The sequence below is a fragment of the Tunturibacter psychrotolerans genome, from assembly GCF_040359615.1.
Lineage (GTDB): Bacteria > Acidobacteriota > Terriglobia > Terriglobales > Acidobacteriaceae > Edaphobacter > Edaphobacter psychrotolerans.
On the sequence record NZ_CP132942.1, the window covers coordinates 5,052,238 to 5,069,680 of the forward strand.

Genomic DNA, 17,443 nt, shown 5'->3' on the forward strand with positions numbered 1-17,443 from the left:
GCTACGATTCCTTCGATACTAAGTCAAATTTCGCGCTATAGAGGCGAATCAAGGCGACTAAGTTTTTCGTTTTCCAGCTTTGAGTGGGCCCGCTTTCAAGATCTTCCCACCTTCCTGAACGACATAGAGTTGGTTGACCTCAAGATCCTTCAGTACATCTACCTGCCCACTGAGCCACCTTATCTCCACCGAATCCACTTTTTTCGCCTGGTCCAGCCCGAAGTGCAGTCGCATATCGTTTTGCGAGAAATAACTTCCCCCGCTTCGTAGCTCGTCAACCTGTCTCGAAGGCTTAGCAGCATCAGGCGTTGTTACGGCAGTTACAATCACTCGGCTTCCTATCCCTGAACGATTAGACTTCACTCCAACCAGTTTAATTTTGATCCAGTTTCTATTCAGGGTCGAGTCGCAACGCAAAAGCTGAGGCGCTGCATTTATGCAGTTGACCACGATGTCCAAATCCCCGTCGTTATCGTAGTCGCCAAACGCACAGCCGCGTGCAGGTACATCCTCCAGAATCCCAGGGCCGCCTTTATTCGTGACATCTTGAAAACGGCCGTTGCGCAAATTCCGATAAAGATACTTATGTTCCGCGTACTTTAGATCGGCCTTCGACTTGTCCACCTCAGGATAAACATGGCCATTCGACATCAGAATATCGAGCCACCCATCATTATCCATGTCAAAGAAGCCAACTCCCCACCCGAGGAGTCGTGTATTTTCCCCCAGACCACTTGGATAGGTATGGTCTTCGAACGTCGCATCCCCCATGTTCGTGTAAAGCGAATCCGTGTCACCTGCAAAATTCGTCTTCACGATGTCAAGGTTGCCGCTATGGCTGTAATCTCCAATCGAAACGCCCATCCCTGCCTGCGGTTTGGCCTCGGCCGACAATGCCGCTCCGGCTTCGATCGCGATATCGCGAAAGGTTCCGTCCTTTTGGTTCAGGTAGAGCGTGGCCGGTGCAGAATCATTCGCGACATAGATATCGGGCCAACCATCATTGTCCAGATCTGACGCTGCAACACTAAGCCCATAGGTTCCTACGGCAGTCCACATTCCGGACTTCTCGCTGACATCACTGAAGGTTCCATCGCCATTGTTGTGATAAAGAATGTTCCGGCCGCCAGGCAGACCCGGAGGGCCGCACGCCACAAGCATTCCCTTATAAGTACACGGACCGTCCTCCGGCAAGGGTGCGGTCTTCAAGTCGAAATCGACATAATTGGCAACAAATAGATCGAGGTGTCCATCACGGTTGTAGTCGACAAACGTACATCCTGTATTCCAGCGCACCTTCGGTCCAGGCTGAATAAGACCCGCCTGTTGTGTCACGTCGGAAAAGGTTCCGTTGCCGTTATTGCGATACAGGGCGTTCTGCCCGTAGTACGTCACAAACAAATCATCATTACCGTCGTTGTTATAGTCACCAACGCAGCAGGCTTGCCCCCAGCCCGTCTTATGCTCCAGGCCGGAGCCGGCAGTTACGTCTGTGAACGTTCCATCTCGATTATTTTTGAACAGATGGCACCGGGGCTCCTGTCCCACAGGAAAACCCTCCAGGCGCCATCCGTTCACGAGGAACAGATCAAGCCAACCGTCATTGTCGTAGTCATAAAAAGCCAGCCCGCAGCCAGTAGTCTCCAATAGATACTTATTCTTTGCTTCCCCCCCATAGATGGTCTTAGTCGTAAGGCCAGCTTCCTTCGCGACATCAAGGAAACTCAATCCCAGCGGCGTGTCCTCTATTGGAGACTTCTGTCCGGGCGGCGGAGGTGCGGGCTTTGCATCGTAGCTGCGTTCCTGCGGGCCTATACCCTTGGCAGGTGGCGGAGTCTGCTGCTGCAGCGGCCAAGCCAGCGCCAGAATATCCGCGAACGGAAGCACCAGTGCGGTGCGGCTGAGAGATCGGATAAATTTACGACGGTTCAACTCAGTGAATTGTCTTTTCAAAATTCCCCTAGCCCCAACACCGGAGGTATATCGCAGGTTGATGTTTTCGGACAACTCGCAAAAAGGCGCGCCTAAGTCGTCCCCTGTCAGCTGTGCGCTGAATTATAGCGAACCCTCAAAGACACTGTACACGGGCGCCTTTCTGCTACATCTGGCGCTTGCTTCGCATTGGATGTTCCGCTCAAAACTAGGGAGTTCCGGTTGTCTTCAAAGCCTGAGCCTTGTGGCGCTCCGCAGCTGCCTCCGCGGTCTTGCCCTGCTTTTCCAGCGCTGCTGCAAGGCCGAGATGCGCCTCCACATAGTTCGGGTCATAACTCAATGCATCATGAAATTGCGTGATGGACCCTTCTACATCGCCACCGCGCAGCGCAGAGTTCCCGGCATTGGTAGCGACCTCCGCACGCTGACGGTTCATATTGCCCCGCATAAGCTCGGCAGCTTTCTTTCGTTCTGCAGCTGCCTCGCCGGGCTGATTCTGTTTCGTCAACACTGTTGCGAGCGTCAGATGCGGGTCAGGCTGATTAGGGAGTTGACGGATAGCCTCATACAGCGCCGAAGTAGCTTCAGGCAGCTTGTTCAGTTTCTCGTATACGCTCCCCAGCGTCGCCCATCCATCTCCGTTCTCAGGACGAAGCTTCAGGGAAATATTCATCTCACGCGCCGCATCCTCATACCGTCCCGTCTGCAGGTTCAGGACGCCAAGGAGATAGGGAGCCTCGGCCGCCGACGGGTCAAGCCTCTGGGCCGTCTCTAACTCTGGTATAGCGCCCGCCGCATCATCCTGCATCTTGAGCGCAAGGCCGAGGTCATAATGCAGCTGAGGCGCATCTGGCGCCAGCTTGAGTGCCTGATGCAGTTCCGCCACTGCGTCGCCAAATTGACTCAACTGCACATAAGCGGCTGCAAGATTCTGATGCGCCGTCACGCTCTCCGGGGCCAGAGCAATGGAGCGTTGCAGCACTGGGACCGCATCTTTAGCCTGTTGTGCCTGACTGAGCGCCATTCCAAGATTCGTCATAGCTTCAGCGTTGCTCGGTTCGGCGGCTACTACTTCCTTCAATAATGCAATCGCTTCTTGCACTTGGTTCGATCGTTGCAATGCGAGAGCGAGTTGATACGATGCCTGGATCGACCCTGGCTCCAGCTGCAACACATGTTCGAAGATCGGAATCGCCTGCTCGTCCTTTCCATCCGCCACAAGCGTTTTACCGAGCTCCAACCCGATCGTCGCATTCCGTGGAGCTATTCGTGCTGCTTCCATCATTTCCGGCATCGCGTCCCCTTCTCCTCGGGCCCGCATCGCCAAACCAAGATGTAAATGTGCGGCTGCTAAATCCGGATTCAAGTGAATCGCGGTCGCAAACTCCTCTTGTGCATGACTCCATTCCTTCTCCTGCGCATAAAGCGATCCCAGCTCATCATGCAACTCTGCATTCTGCGAATCTGTCGCGAGCGCAGCTTTCATCTTCGCTATTGCCGAACCGAGCTGTCGATTCGCCGCAAGCGAGCGAGCGTACCCTTCCAGCACATAAGAAGGAAGTGCATACTTCTGTAAGCGTGAGTCCGCCTCCAGTTTTGAGAACAAAACTACTGCCTTCTCGGACGCACCAATCTGTTCATAAGCCATCGCGAGGTTCATCTGCGCGGTGCTGTCAGTGCTCTTGATCGCGAGCGCTCTTTCAAGTTCGCGAATACCTTCCTTCACATGTCCGCGATTTACCAGCACTGCACCAAGCGCGCTATGTCCCTGCTCAGCTTGAGGAGCCAACTGCACCACCTGCTCAAAGTCAGCCTGCGCCGCGCTCAGATCTTTCTGAGCCAAAGCGGCCTGCCCCGCACGATACGCCGCATCTGCTTTTCTTAATGCAGCCGAAGGTTCTTGCGAGGATCCAAAGGTCGAAAGAGCGATCGAACCAATCAATATCGCCTTCAAAGCAGAGAACCCGTTTTGCGGAAGTTTATCCATTGATTTGCGGCGAACTCAGATCCTGTCTCTCACGAAAGAAGATCGCTACCTAACTAGGTCTAACGGCGGTGGAGAATAACGGCGCAACAATCAGAGACGCGCCAGGTTTGCCCGAGCCGCCGCATGTTGAGGATCCAACATCAGAGCGTGCTCGAAGTCTTTGCGGGCCAACACAGCTTCCCCATTGCGAGCGTGCAATACACCTAGATTATTCCAATCATCTGCATTCTTTGGCTCCATTCTAATGGCAGCATTCTGTTCACTAATTGCGTCGCGCAGTTGTCCCATCTGCGAATAGAGCTGGGCAAGCTGCCGATGCGGCACCGCTTCTTTAGGCCGCAGAGTCTGAACCGCCTTGAACTGATCCAGAGCGTCCGCGAGCCTTCCGGACTGAGCATAAATGTTCCCTAGTAACTGATGCGCATCAGCATCGTCCCGCAGCTTCAGAGCGCGCTCTAATAACCCCGCCGCGCTGGGCAACTCGTTGTTATCCGCTTCAATGCCGGCCAGGTTATACAGCGCATCGAAGTTCGGCGCAATAGCGATCGCCGCTTCAAACTCCTGCCGCGCCTCTGCAGTCCGGGCAACTGTAACGAGCACCCCCCCCAGCTCATTGTGTGCAACAGCATCATTTGGATTCTCCGCCAACAAGCGACGATATTCCTGTTCAGCCGCCACATAGTTCTCGTGTTTGGCCTCAAGATGCGCGAGGTCGAAGCGTGCATCCGCACTCTGAGGGTCGATAGTCAACGCCCTGTCGTACTCCCCCCGTGCCTGCTGCCAGTCTCCGGTGCCGTCGAGCGCCGTTCCAAGGGCAATCAGACTTCGGACATCTGTCGGTGTCACAGTTAGAATTCGGCGATAGAGGTCGACAGCAGGCCTATAATCGCCTGAGATCATGTCTGCAGAAGCAAGATTGTAAAGCGCAGTATGATCCTTGGGGTCTTTCCGCAGATTGTTCTGCATCCATGCCTGCTCGAGAAGAACCCTGGGATCTTCCTCGGTATGTGGCAGAGGTCGCGGCAGAACCTGAAGCCACAGATGGCCCATCTCGTCGACAGAGCGGTTCCCGCCCTTCACCCGTATAGGCGGATCGTTTGGGTTGCGAACATTGCCCTTCGAATTATCGTAGGTATAGCGCATGTGCAGGACCGTATTTTTCGGCAGAAATACCGGCAATTTAAAACGGTAGACTGACTGCCGATCGATATCCCAATCTCGAATAAGGACCAGCCATTTCTTTTCTCCATCGGGCAGTATGGCGTAACCCTCCAGTCTCTTTCCAAGATAATGGGCATGCGGATAGACGCCCAGTACATCGACGTCGACAGGAAGCTTGAGCTCATCTTCGATGACAAACGCCTCATCTCCAGCAGGGATATCAATAGCGCCGTCGTGCTCCAACTGCAAAAGCATAGGATGTGCCGTAGCAGGCTTGTCCGCAAAATAGAGACCAACCGTGGCTTGCAAAGTCTCTATCTTGCCAGTGGGCTTAAGATGCATATTCAGAATCAGGTCATTACCTGGATCAAGCCGCCAGGGCATACCGCTCGGCTCGACAAGAGCCGGAGAGTCCGGCTTCCAAAAGAGAAAGTGACTATCGGGATCGAAAGAGTCGCCAGAATCGACCGTGAGCTCCATACCAGGAACTCCTTCCTTCCAGTCGTCCGGATGTTGACGACGCAACGAGGCAGTGCGATCGATCAGCATATTCGCGTGATGCACCACTTGTGCGGCGCCAGGCTTGATCTCCATCGCTCGAACATACTTGGTCTCCGTGATGGGCACAGGCAGAATAAAGTTGCGAAAGAGATCCGTTCCGGACGCGGGAACCTGCATGGGCGAAGTCACTTTCAAAACGAGATCGGGAGTCCCAAGTTGCCATTCCTCCGAAAAGACTGGTGCTTTCGGCGCCTCTCGGGAATCTCCCTCAGGCATACCACCCTCCACCCACTCCTTGAGCAAAGCGATATCCTCTGCAGAGAGTCGACGGCTATCGGCAAAATTACCGAAGCCTGGTTCGGGTAACCAGGGAGGCATGTAACGGCTTTGAGTAACGGTCACAATCTGTGTTCCCCATCGCTTCGCATCGGTATAGGAAAGCAGACTGAAAGGGCCAGAGCCGCCAGGATGATGGCAGCTGCTGCATTGCTTATATAAGATGGGCGCAACTTGCCGGCTAAAAGTAATCGGTGTCGTCGCAGCCTGAACACGGACAGAGGTCGGCTTTGCCCAAAGCGCAAGAAATATACCCGCACATAGGAGTGCCGCCGAAGACTGTTTCGCGCCAGGGAAGGTCATGGACGTCCTATGATTCCGCAGCCCACCGCAGGTCCGTTTGGCTGCTCCACCACACGACCCTCGAGAACGTCGGAGATGGCCCTTTCCAGATCATGCTGAGTCGCCTTAGACCGTTCCTGCCCAAGACTAAGATAGCGATCATCAACGCGTCCCTCATACACTGCACGAAAAGTGCCCCCACCGCGCCGATCCGGAACAAGAACCGCCGACTCAGGCGTGACTTTCGCGTGAGCAAGAGTAACGAGTTGATGATCCGGATCAAGAAGCACGTGATTTTCAGCGCCATAAGCTGCTTCATGCTGCTTCACAGCATCTGCAGTCGTTCCAAAATTTGGATACACAAACCAGAGCACCACACCCCGAGCCGCAAATTCCTCTTCAATGCGTCGCATCTCTGGCACGTAGCGATTAGAGATCGGACAGTCGGACGCAGCAAAAAAAAGAACAACGGCGGAAGCACCGGACGGAGCAAGGCTCCCGACAGGTTCTCCGTTCAGGTAGTATCCATAGGTCGCCTGCATTTTCTGTGCCTGACCGATCCCCCTATAGAGGAACGCAGAAGCCAACACACAGATCGTAAACAAAGGGCGCCGCATCGTTCTCCGAGTAGACAGTATTCCCGCTGCTCCAGGCAAGCACTTTGCTCAAAGCATCTACAGAAGCAAAAAATCTAGCCTCTCTAAACGTCAATAACTATCTCGCGCACCTGCAAATGGAGCGTAGGACTCAGACCATCCTTAACGATCCTTCTCTTTACCGTCTCGTCGGACACTCCTCTAGCCAACGCTACATCGTTCGCCTGCGTAGATACCCGACGACAGAAACTGTCGAAGCGTAGGATCGTCGGGGTCAAATCGAGCCAGCCGAGTAAGAATCTCTAGAGCTCTCTTTTTGTTGCCCACCCTACACTCGATGAACGCCAGGTTTAGCCCGGCCGTTATCTGGCTCGGATCAGCCTCCACCGCTCGCCGCAGCAGATCGACCGCATCGGAAGTGTGTCCCGATACCGCATCCAGAACCGCAAGGTTTCCCAACGCCGTAGCATCATACGGATCTTCCTTCAACGAATCGGCATACTCTTTACGAGCATCGCTTTTATCCCCGGACATCTGCTCGATAAATCCAAGCTTCGTATGAAGCTCGACGTCACTCGCACCGTTTTTTTCAGCTCTTAGGAGAAGACGCAATGCCTTTTCCGCATCTTTTTGGTTCCCGCTCTCCGCTAACTGTGCGTACGCCAATCCCATCTCTCTATCCCCAGCCGATACCTTACCAACCGGCAACAGATCGTCCTCCTCTGCAGCGTCCAAAAGCCGTATGGTTGGAGAAGCTGAGTGCGGTCGCCGTTGAATATTGTGGTCCGTCGCCTGTTCATGAGAAATGTCAGCAGCTTCATGCGTGGGCATGTGACAGACCGCACAGTCTTTTTGCTCAGGATGGTGTGCTGTCGCCATTTTCGAGCCCGTATGGCACGTTAGACACCTGTCGCGAAAGTAGTTGACTCGCTCTTCCGAACTTGGCGAACTGTGAGGATCGTGGCAGGTAGTGCAGGTCAATTTATCGCCGCTGGCGAGCTTGCACGCGCTACGTAGAAGAGCCTCATACTGGCTACTCGCACGACCGCCGCCCGTCTTTGCGCTTGCCTTCACGGAGTAAACGACGTAATCCGCAAGATCGTCTCCTACCCGGAACTCTGCCAGCGATCTTCCCGCACGATAAACAGCTACATTGCCTTCAAGATGGCACTGGAGACAAACGCTATCCCTCGCCGCGACAGCCAATTTAGTCGGATTTACAATCGGCCCCCTCCCCTGCGCCAGCAGGTGCTTCGAAGCATCACCATGGCAGGCTGCGCATCCAACGCCTCCCTGTAGGAACGGGGACCCCGCGTATCGGTTACGAGCTTCAGGTAACGCCATCTGCACCTCCGAAGCATGACAATGGAGACAGTTGGAATCGACAGGCAGCGCCGCAGGCATGGTCTTCGTTGCGCCATAGTTTGGAGCCATGTCCCACAACTGCTTCTTCCCATAAAAATTGATGGGAATCTCAAACCACTGCCCTTCTTCCTCATAAAGGTAAGTACGGCCACGGCGTCCGGAGCCGATAAAGTAGTGCAACTCTTTCTCACCGTCCAGAACGGATCGCTCATTCGATGCCTCCGGAGCATCGTCGCGGTCATACGACATCCAAGCTCTACCATCCCGCGAAAAAACCTTATAACGAATGCCCGAAGCGACATGAAGGAAGCCCCCCTGCAACAGTCCCTCCATAGCCGTCCCACTAGCTCGCGCCATCGGGGTAAGCTCGTACTTCTCGTAGACCTCCTTGTGACAACTTGCACAAACTTCATCTGGATTTGCTCGTAGTTCAGCCACATTGGCTTGTTGTTCGCGAGTATGACCAAAGGCGCAAACTTGAGACTTCGGCACCCAATAAGAAATCGCCAACAAAATTAGAAAAAAGATCGTACCCAGCCGCCGGCAAACTCGCATCCGTCCACGGGGATCTATTCTCATTCTGAAAAGACGGACCGCTCCACGAAGAAGACTCACCCTGCGATGAAACTCACCGTAGCGTCATCCGCGACAAGTAACCCCCTCGATTTCAGTGAAGCGTTTCGAGTTTGGGTTCGCTCGCAGCCTGAATCTTATGGGAGATCTCGGTTTCTCGGCTGGCGTCGTCTGCCCTGCCTAGCGACCGGTACGCTTGTCCCAGAAGACTATGAGTTATGTAGTTACTCGAGTCCATCTTTTCAGCCCGTTCCAGATACATCAACGCGCTTGCAGGATCTTGCCGCTTCAGCAGAACCTTTCCCAGCAGAATATACGGTCCCGTCGAATTCGGTTCCAGAAGCAAAGCACGTTGTAAGGATTGTTGCGCCTTCGTATAGTCGCCGGCGCGGCTATAAGCGTCCCCCAGCCGGTCATAGATACTGCCGTCCAGCGGATTGCGCACCCGTTCCTTCTCAAACTCCGCAATAGCTACGTCCAGATGTTCGCCCGCGAGTGCGACCTCACCAAGCAGAGAGTGAGCAAGCGGCAACTGCGGGTCCAACTCCAGCGCCTTCGTAGCGAACTGCTGAGCCACTGGCAGATAATCCCGACGCAACAGCATTCGAGCGGCGAGAAGATACGCCGGCGCCGAATCAACCGGAAATCCGTACTGCGTCGCAAACGCCCCGCGCGCCTTGTCGTATTGATTGGTATCGAGATAACAAAGTGCGAGCACATAGTTTGGATCGATCTTCGTCTGCAAGTTCCAGTTCGAAGCGGACTCGAGCAAAGGAATCGCATCCGCCGGCCGTCCCATTCGAAATAACGTCAGCCCACGTAGCTGCGCCGATTCTTGATCGTGAGGGTCCTGTTTCAGAGCACTCGTGAACGCAACATCCGCATCAGTAAAGTCATTCTCTGAGTACAGCGCAAGACCACGCAGCCGATTCACTCCTGCAGCCACCGGCTGTTTCACAGCCAATGCGTCCAATTGCTTCAGGGCATCGTCAGAACGTCCCCGATCAATCATCGCTCGCAACTGCGTCAGATTCGACGAAGCGTCGGCAGAAGCAGTTCCTGGCGCGGAGACCGCTGCATCTGGCGTCAGCGTTGTAGGTGCATTTGATGTCGAGGACTGCGCAAATCCAAGTGATAGGGACAGCACCGCCGGAAGGAACAGAAAGCGAAGTAAAGCCACTTTGAACGGACTGCACATAGAAGATCTGGACCGAGTGTAACTCAAATAAAAAGAGAGGAGCCGTAGCTCCCCCCTCTTCGTAAGCAGCCTACCTAGAACGTTACTCTAGCGGTAAACGCAAGTTGACGCGGACTCGAAGCTCCAACAGGTCCTATACCGTTACCTCCGATACCATTGGTGATGTTAGCGGGGCTATCGATGTTGAGACTGTTAGAGTTGCCATTCGGGGTGCCAGAGCTAATGTAGTTGAATACATTGAACGCATCCATGCGAAACACTGCAGCGATGCTCTCTTTAATCGGGAAGGTCTTCTGCACTGCCAGATCGGTATTGAAGAAATGCGGGCCAAAGTTGCTATTGCGTCCGGTGTTCCCGATCTGATCGAGAGCAGGGCAGGTAAACCCTCCAGAAGAGGACCCCGTCGCCGGGCAGAGAGCGGCGAAGCCTGGGAAGTATGGCCTGGAGTGAGTGACCGGGTTGAAAGAACCCTGCTTCGGATTGAAGCCGCCCGGGTTTCCGTTTGGATAGCAGGGAGCCGCCGTTGGGTGACCGCTGTTATCTCCTATCCCAGTTCCTCCAACAGAGGAAGCGCAGTTTGACATGGAGAGGCTATAGGGAAGACCGCTTGAGATGTTTAGAACAGGACTCAGCTGCCATCCTCCAACAATCTCATCCACTAGTCGTGATGAGTGAGAAAGCAAGAGCTTATTGCGACCTACCGGTAGCTCGTAAAGACCATAGATCACAAACTGTTGTTCACGAATCGAATCGTCGCGGCCATAAGCAGCCGCTTTCAACCACGTAGCGTAACTGTTGTTGTAGTTGAATCCACGCTGCCATGCGTAATTCGCCGTAAACGACAGCCCACGAGAGATCTGTTTGGCGACTGTTACCTGCAACGCATTGAAATGAGTATTCTGGTTGTCTCCGTAATAGGTAATCGGTTGATTCCATCCACAAGCCCCTGGAGCAAGAGCTTCGCCGGTAGGCTGAGAATAGTTTGGATCCTGGCAGGCCGGAAGCCCCCCCCCGTAATAGCGTTCTAGGAACTTCTGCGTAGATACCGCGCCTGTTGCAGGGTTGATCACTTTTTGAATTGCGGGCACGTTGGGAAGTACGGGACCAACCTGTCCAGCTACTGTACAAAATGGCCCAGCCGGCCAGCACTGACCGCCATTCGGATCGTAGTGAAGCGGAGTACCCGTCACGCTGTCTGAAGCAGGAAGGAAAATCCCTGGCTCATTAGGATTCGTGTTATTGGTATCGCCCGCACTTAACGTGTTCGTTCCCTTGTTGCCGACGTAGGCCATAGTCAACGATAAGGTAGGAGTAATAGATTGCTGAACGCTCAAATTCCATGCGTCGAGCGTTGGCAGCTTCAACGGATTAGGACGTGCCTTGGTATTTACTAAAGAGCCAGGATTGGGAAGAAGCCCGTTGGAGGGAACCGTGACCGTTTGATTCGGCACTGGTCCAGTTGCAAGATCGAAAGGTTTGGCATAGCTCGAAGCGTTCGATCCTGACGCTGTGATCGCCTGGTTTGCAAGAACTGGAAGATTCTGAGTAACAACGTGGCCAAAGATCGAGCCGAATACCCCGAGGTCAAAGCTTCGACCATAACCAGCACGCACAACGGTTTTATCCGTCGCTTGGTACGCTAATCCAACACGCGGATTCCAGGTATTCTTCCCAGCTGCCCACCCCATGTTAGTTGGCACATTGCCAACTCCCGCTACGTGCAGATAGCCTGTCGTGAGGTCCAGCAACGCGCCATTGCCGTCTCCATTGACCACTTCAGGGAAGTACAGCTCGTACCGCACTCCTAAGTTGAGCGTAAGCTTTGGTGTCGCTCGCCAAGTATCCTGTGCGTAGAAGAACGTGCGCTTCTGGAACTCCTTCGCGTTGGTTGAAGTACTGACGTACCGATTGAAGGTGTTGACGTCCCCCTTTACAAAGGACGCAATGCCTAGACCGGGGGTAGAGCCGTCCGCCGGAGCAGTGGCATTTCCGTTGAAATTGAACAATCCAGTCCGATCCACGTCGCTCGGTACGCGAAGATTGCGCGCATAGCGCAGATCAACACCGAACTTCACCGCGTGGTTGCGTATCGTCTTCGTCCAGTTGTTAACAATCTGATACTGGTCTTCTTTCTCAATCAACGGACAATTGCAGCGATTGATGTTGAGACCGGCACCCCACTCAGTCTGGGTGTTGGTATTGAATGTATTGATCTGGAAGCCTGGAAGCCCGCTGGTAATCGGGTCCGCCGTATTCAGACCGCCGAATCCAAGGTCAGCAGCCGCTGTCGTTCCGGCGTCGAACTTCTGGTCGTTGATGTTATAGCGATAGTATCCGAGACGGAAATCGGTCACCAAAGTCGAGTTGACTGCTATGTCCATACCACTGGCCACGCTGTCATTTGCACCGGCGGAATTGCCGCCATAGCCACCCAGCCCGAATCCCGGACCGCCCGCCGCTCCAAGAAGCAGGGTCCCCGTCAGAGTATCGGTGAACCGGCTGAACCGGACGAACGCATGCGCCTTCTGTGTAATCTGCCCGTCAAGGCGCACATCCCACTGATCGCTGTTGAAGATACCCGTTCCACCCTGGACATAGGTATCAAGCAAACCACTAGCTCCAATCTTGTTCGGAGCAAATTGAGAAATCGCCTTGATGTAGTTCAACGCAGGAGTAGACAGATCGCTTTGGGGAATGATGTCGCCTTGATACTCCACGACCCCTTGAGCAGTCTGATGGTAGACGGGATAATTCAGCTTTAGAGCTGGGTTATTGAATTCGCTAAAATTGCATCCATTCCCGCTCAAGCAGGACGAGGTAACCAGCGAAGTCGGAACGATGGTAGAAGAAGTGGTTCCTACTTTCTGACGCGCTCCTTGATAGTCGCCAAAGAAGAAAAATTTATCCTTCCAAATCGGGCCGCCAATCGAACCCCCGAACAGATTCTTGAGCCCTGGAGGTATAGAACTTCCTGCCTGCCCTCCCGCCGCCGGAAATTGAGTGTAGGGGTCCTTCGCAAGGTTTGCAGTACTGATGCGATAGTCAAAGGCCGAGCCATGGAATTTATTCGAGCCGGATTTCGTCTGCGCAGTTACAACCGAGGAAACTGCCTTGCCAAACTCCGCATCGAAATTTTGCGTTGTGATCTTCGTCTCTGAGAGAGAATCCAGATTTGGATTCACGACGATAATTCCAAGAATCGGATCTTGGTTATCCGTTCCATCCAGCATGAAAGCCACGCCACCGAAGGCCTGTCCATCCACCTGAATCTGGGCGCTTCCTTGTGGGTTTTCGTCAGGCGCATGGCTCCAACCAAGCAGCTGCGCACCGGGCAGCAGCAATTGAAGGTTAGTAAAGTTACGCTGACCTACTGGCAGATCACTAATGTCCTTCGTGCCAAAGATCGTCGACACATCAGCACGATCTGTTTTCAACTGCGGAACCGAATCTGCATCGACTTCAACAGTCTGATCGGATCCACCCACCGTCATCGAAGCGACAACTTTGGTCGAGGTATCTGCAAAAAGCTGGATGCCTTTTTGCTCAAACCCTTTAAAACCTTGTGCGGCTACAGTAACGTCGTAAAGGTCTGGAATGAGATGTTCAATAGTGAATTCGCCGCTCGCGTTGGACGTCGCAGTGACCGACGTTCCCTTTGCCGAGTCGGTGACGGTAACTGTCGCGCCAGGAACCGCGGCACCTGTTGTGTCAACGACCGACCCAAAGATTGAGCCATAGACCGCCTGGCCATACGCAACTGGCGAGAATGCCAGAAGACACACGGCGAATAGCAAACCCACCGTTACGCGCGTCACAAATCTCATAACGAACCTCCAAAAAGGTGCTGCATTCGGTAGCTGTGGCAATCATTTTGTTAGCGCTGCCCGAACTCCGCCGATAGTCAAACGCTTTCTACGTTCCTAACCGAGCCCTTAGTCCTCATCCCGCTAGAACGCGACATGATCCGCACTTTTTGAATCGCCCGAAAATAACCGAGAGGTTCACCACATGTCAACAATTTGCTTGGTAGATTTTTGCAAGTTATTGACAATCCGATCGGAGATACAAGAATCGGGACAAAAGAAGGATAATTGGTCCGACCATTTATCCGAAAACAAATCACTTGATTTAAGATCGATCACCCGCCAAGCTAATGAGTGAATAACCATTTACGCCTATGGAGCCGACAGCCCAGAAGACCATCGGATGCAACAAAATATCAACCAAAAGGTTGACCACGGGCTGATTGGCTAGTAAAGTTCCGGCTTATCTGGGAATATCTTTGTCTATACATTAACAACAAATCCTTGGACGAATTTCCTCGGGATGGATTGTATGAAGAGTAGCCAGACCCCTCGCTCAGAGGCTAGGCCGGGAGCGAGCAACCCAGAAATTCGCTCAGAGAATAAGAAAAAGGCGGCTGATACGCCGAAATATCGACTGGTTTACGAGGACCTCCATTCGGCAATAAAAATTGGCACTCTCCGCAGAGGAGATCGCCTTCCGAGCGAAGCCGAACTCGGAAAACGCTACAACACCTCACGCATCACGGTAGCGAAAGCAGTACGAGAACTACAGCTGCAAGGCCTCGTATCACGCCACCCCGGCTCAGGTACCCACGTCCTCACCCCTGTTTCTTCCACCGATCACGTCTTTGGTTTACTGATTCCCGATCTTGGCAGAACCGAGATCTTCGAGCCTATCTGCAACGGCATGATGCGATCGCCTCTCTCCAAGTCACACTCTCTCCTGTGGGGACATTCCATGGGCGAGTTAGCTCAACAGCAAAAGGAAGCAGAGCAACTCTGCCACAAGTACATCGCGCAAAAGGTCTCAGGAGTCTTCTTCGCACCGCTGGAATTCACGCCGGAAAAAGACATCGTAAACCGGCGAATCGCATCCGCGTTTGATCGCGCAGGCATCCCGGTTGTGCTTCTCGACCGGTGCTACGCGCCATATCCACTTCGTTCAAAGTATGACCTCGTCGGGATCGACAATCGCAGTGCGGGTTTTCTCATCACGCAGCACCTCATCCTTCATGGAGCCAAACGCATCGCCTTTGTCGCCAGGCGTCTCTCTGCCTCAACCGTTCACGGACGAATCGCCGGCTATCGCGAAGCTCTTTTCGCTCGCCGACTCACCCAGCAGCAAGACCTTGTATGCATCGGCGATCCAGAGGATCTTCACTTCCTTCAGAGCGTGCTCAGAGACTGCCGTCCTGACGCAATCGTCTGTGCCAACGACATCACTGCAGCTCGGATCATGCAGGGTCTCGCAACTCGCGGAGTTCGTGTCCCGGAAGACATTCGCATCGTTGGAATCGATGACGTGAAATACGCTAGCCTTCTGCCGGTTCCTCTCACTACCCAGCATCAAAACTGCGGCGACATTGGTTCCATGGCGCTCGTGACAATGCTCCAACGGCTGGAGAAACCCGATCTCCCCACACGCGACATCCTCCTGCAGACGAAGACAGTGCTTCGCAGCTCATGCGGAACTCATCCATCATCGGCCCACAAACTCACTTAGATTCCACGCAATCAAACCTGTTTCCGCCGAGTTAGGTCGTAACCTTAACGCTATGACCATCAGTCCGAACCCGCATGCCAAATGCTATAGTGTTGCGAACTCCGGGAGGCGCAACTTGACCAACAATAAAAGCCATCGCAACGCACCATCTCTTACCTGGTTGCGTCACCTTGCCGCCCTCGCGATACTGGCAGCCGCCGTTTCATGGAACTCCGGAGGCCTACGTGGCCAGGAGCAACAGGCAACAACCGTCGCTTCCCATCACGACGATGGCCCCTGGTGGAAACACGCCGTCGTCTACGAGATCTATCCCCGCAGCTTTCAGGACTCCAACGGCGACGGCATCGGCGACCTCAACGGAATCACCCAACGCCTCGACTACCTCAAGAGTCTAGGTGTCGACGCCATCTGGATTGCGCCCATGTACCCCTCACCTCAGGTCGACTTCGGCTACGACATCTCCGACTACCAGTCGGTAGACCCAAAGTACGGCACCGTTGCCGATATGAACCACCTCATCGCCGAGGGCAAGCAGCGAAACATTCGCGTCATCCTGGACATGGTCCTCAATCACACCTCGGACAAGCACCAGTGGTTCATCGACTCAGCCAGCTCCCGCACCAATCCCAAGCATGACTGGTACGTCTGGAACGACGGCATCCCCGCCAACGGCCCCAACGTCACCGCTTATCAAAAACGCTTCGAACACGAAGGCCGCGTACCACCGAACAACTGGGAATCCGGCTTTGGCGGCTCTGCGTGGGAGTGGGTCCCGGCCGTCCACCAGTTCTACTACCACAAGTTTTACAAACAGCAGCCCGACCTCAACTGGAGCAACCCCGCCGTCGAAAAAGCCTGCTTCGACGCGATGCGTTTCTGGCTCGACCGTGGCGTAGCCGGCTTCCGTCTCGACGCCATCCCCACTCTCTTTGAAGACCCCCAACTCCGCGATGAACCCGAAGTCGGCGGCATCAACGCCCAGGGTGATCCCAATCTCAAGGACATCTATACCAGCAACCTACCCCAGGTTCACGACGTCATCCGCCGCATGCGCGCCATGATAGAAACGTACCCCGGCGACCGCGTCCTCATTGGCGAAACCTATCTTCCCAACACAGCGTCGCTCAATGATTGGTACGGGGGCGCCAAGCACGATGAATTGCAACTCCCCATGGACATGCTGGTCGGATTCCATGGCGACCACGACAAACTCGACGCCCCGCGTTTCCGCAAGCTCATTGATGAAGCTGAGACCCAGATCAATGGCTCACAACCCCTCTTCGTCTTTGACAACCATGACAACGTCCGTTCCTGGGAGCGCTACGGAGACGGCGTTCACAATCAGGAGATCGCGCGCATCCTCGCCACCATTCTCTTCACCAGCCGCGCTACCGCTCTCATGTGGGAAGGTGAGGAGCTCGGCATGGTCACCTCCACGCCCACAAGGCGCGAAGACGTCAAGGATCCCATCGGCATCACTGGCTGGCCACAAGAAAAAGGCCGCGACGGCGAGCGCACCCCAATGCAATGGGACAGCTCTAAAGACGCAGGCTTCAGCGACGCGTCCAATACTTGGCTCCCCGTCGCGTCGAACTACAAAACCGTCAACGTCAAGACCGAGGAAGCCGATCCCAACTCGCTCCTGAACTGGCATAAGAAGCTGATCGCAATGCGTATGACTGACCCCACGCTGCGCGACGGCGAGCAAATCATGATCGACGAGAGCAACCCCTCCGTCCTCTCCTACATTCGCGCAGGAGTCGACGGCCACCCCTCAGTCATCGTGGCGATGAACTTCACCGCGCAGCCGCAGACCATTTCACTCAACGCCAAACAGGCGAACGTTACAGGCAGCGCAGTCAACACGCTGCTCACCGACGCGCCTTCGCTGCAAGGAACGACCAGCCTGAAAAACATAACCCTGCCGCCGTACGCGTCGTGGATTGGACAGATCGGCTCCATCAAATAGCAACAGTTACGACA

9 protein-coding genes are annotated in these 17,443 nt (G+C 54.3%); 2 read left to right on the forward strand and 7 right to left on the reverse strand.

Going from position 1 to position 17,443, the window contains the following annotated elements:
- Positions 1-57: 57 nt before the first annotated feature.
- The 7 genes from RBB77_RS21340 to RBB77_RS21370 all read right to left on the reverse strand — a co-directional run bounded on the left by RBB77_RS21340 (position 58) and on the right by RBB77_RS21370 (position 13,755).
- The gene (locus RBB77_RS21340) at positions 58-1,953 is read right to left on the reverse strand and encodes a CRTAC1 family protein (RefSeq protein WP_353063718.1); all 1,896 of its coding nucleotides are present in this window, start codon (positions 1,951-1,953) and stop codon (positions 58-60) included.
- Between the two features lie 187 nt (positions 1,954-2,140).
- On the reverse strand, positions 2,141-3,919 hold the full coding sequence (locus RBB77_RS21345) for a tetratricopeptide repeat protein (protein ID WP_353063719.1): 1,779 nt from the start codon (positions 3,917-3,919) through the stop codon (positions 2,141-2,143).
- 90 nt (positions 3,920-4,009) lie between these two features.
- Entirely contained in the window at positions 4,010-6,220 is a 2,211-nt protein-coding gene (locus RBB77_RS21350; RefSeq protein ID WP_353063720.1) for a tetratricopeptide repeat protein, read from the reverse strand.
- Entirely contained in the window at positions 6,217-6,816 is a 600-nt protein-coding gene (locus RBB77_RS21355) for a redoxin domain-containing protein (RefSeq protein ID WP_353063721.1), read from the reverse strand. Before RBB77_RS21355 ends, RBB77_RS21350 begins: the two co-directional genes overlap by 4 nt.
- A gap of 180 nt (positions 6,817-6,996) precedes the next feature.
- On the reverse strand, positions 6,997-8,517 hold the full coding sequence (locus tag RBB77_RS21360) for a tetratricopeptide repeat protein (RefSeq protein ID WP_353063722.1): 1,521 nt from the start codon (positions 8,515-8,517) through the stop codon (positions 6,997-6,999).
- 310 nt (positions 8,518-8,827) lie between these two features.
- On the reverse strand, positions 8,828-9,913 hold the full coding sequence (locus RBB77_RS21365; RefSeq protein WP_353063723.1) for a tetratricopeptide repeat protein: 1,086 nt from the start codon (positions 9,911-9,913) through the stop codon (positions 8,828-8,830).
- Between the two features lie 92 nt (positions 9,914-10,005).
- Entirely contained in the window at positions 10,006-13,755 is a 3,750-nt protein-coding gene (locus RBB77_RS21370; protein ID WP_353063724.1) for a TonB-dependent receptor, read from the reverse strand.
- Positions 13,756-14,266: 511 nt separating this feature from the next.
- Here RBB77_RS21370 and RBB77_RS21375 point away from each other — a divergent pair.
- Positions 14,267-15,460, forward strand: coding sequence for a GntR family transcriptional regulator (locus RBB77_RS21375; RefSeq protein WP_353063725.1), 1,194 nt, complete (start codon positions 14,267-14,269; stop codon positions 15,458-15,460).
- Positions 15,461-15,575: 115 nt separating this feature from the next.
- The gene (locus RBB77_RS21380; protein WP_353063726.1) at positions 15,576-17,429 is read left to right on the forward strand and encodes a glycoside hydrolase family 13 protein; all 1,854 of its coding nucleotides are present in this window, start codon (positions 15,576-15,578) and stop codon (positions 17,427-17,429) included.
- Positions 17,430-17,443: the final 14 nt, after the last annotated feature.